General features: G+C 48.4%; 5 tRNA genes and 2 rRNA genes. All 7 read right to left on the minus strand.

Annotated elements, in window-relative coordinates:
• Nucleotides 1–54: 54 nt before the first annotated feature.
• Nucleotides 55–129 (minus strand) — tRNA-Met (locus tag CSV60_RS15700).
• Between the two features lie 24 nt (nt 130–153).
• Nucleotides 154–229: transfer RNA gene (locus tag CSV60_RS15705), tRNA-Val, on the minus strand.
• A gap of 41 nt (nt 230–270) precedes the next feature.
• Nucleotides 271–345, minus strand: a tRNA-Glu gene (locus tag CSV60_RS15710).
• A gap of 22 nt (nt 346–367) precedes the next feature.
• Nucleotides 368–459: transfer RNA gene (locus CSV60_RS15715), tRNA-Ser, on the minus strand.
• A 5-nt stretch (nt 460–464) separates the two neighbouring features.
• Nucleotides 465–539, minus strand: a tRNA-Asn gene (locus CSV60_RS15720).
• A 42-nt stretch (nt 540–581) separates the two neighbouring features.
• Nucleotides 582–697, minus strand: a 5S ribosomal RNA gene (rrf, locus tag CSV60_RS15725).
• Nucleotides 698–946: 249 nt separating this feature from the next.
• A 23S ribosomal RNA gene (locus CSV60_RS15730) occupies nt 947–1094 on the minus strand; the annotation flags it as partial.

Below are 1094 nucleotides of genomic sequence, written 5' to 3' on the forward strand. Positions count from 1 at the left end.
CCCGCGATCTCCTGCGTGACAGGCAGGCATGTTAACCGCTACACCACGGGACCTTGGTTGCGGGGACAGGATTTGAACCTGCGACCTTTGGGTTATGAGCCCAACGAGCTACCACTGCTCCACCCCGCGATAATGATAATACTATGAAATAAATGGTGGAGGATGACGGGCTCGAACCGCCGACCCCCTGCTTGTAAGGCAGGTGCTCTCCCAGCTGAGCTAATCCTCCTGGGTTATACTATGATACGCATAAATATTTGTTTTATAAAATGGTGACCCCTACGGGATTCGAACCCGTGATACCGCCGTGAAAGGGCGGTGTCTTAACCGCTTGACCAAGGGGCCCTATATAATGAAAGCGTACATCTGGCGGAGAGCAAGGGATTCGAACCCTTGAGGCAGCGCAAACCGCCTACACGATTTCCAATCGTGCTCCTTCGGCCACTCGGACAGCTCTCCAGTAATGGCTCCGCAGGTAAGACTCGAACTTACGACCGATCGGTTAACAGCCGATTGCTCTACCACTGAGCTACTGCGGAATAATATAATGTGGTTATACAGTTTTCATAACTTGTCTAACAGACCAGCGACGTCCTACTCTCACAGGGGGAAACCCCCAACTACCATCGGCGCTAAAGAGCTTAACTTCCGTGTTCGGTATGGGAACGGGTGTGACCTCTTTGCCATCATCACTGAACTGTTTTTAAAGCCATGATTATTATATCAAACTGATTGAGAAAGTCAATCCTTTTCATGAAAAAAATTTCATTCACTCAAAACTGAATAAAAGACATTGGTGTAGTTCAAGTAACTACTTTTTAAGCTGTCCAGCCTCAGCGGCCAGATGCTCGGGTCATAAGTCAAAGCTGCTATGTAGCAAACAGCGCTACTACGCATCTTCGCCTTATACCGGTCGCATCTAAACGGCCGCTTCGGCTTTTCATAATAGGTTAAGTCCTCGATCGATTAGTATCTGTCAGCTACACACGTCGCCGTACTTACACCCCAGACCTATCCACCTCATCATCTTTGAGGGATCTTACTTACTTGCGTAATGGGAAATCTCATCTTGAAGGGGGCTTCATGCTTAGATG

Source organism: Sporosarcina sp. P7 (assembly GCF_002743425.1).
GTDB lineage: Bacteria > Bacillota > Bacilli > Bacillales_A > Planococcaceae > Sporosarcina.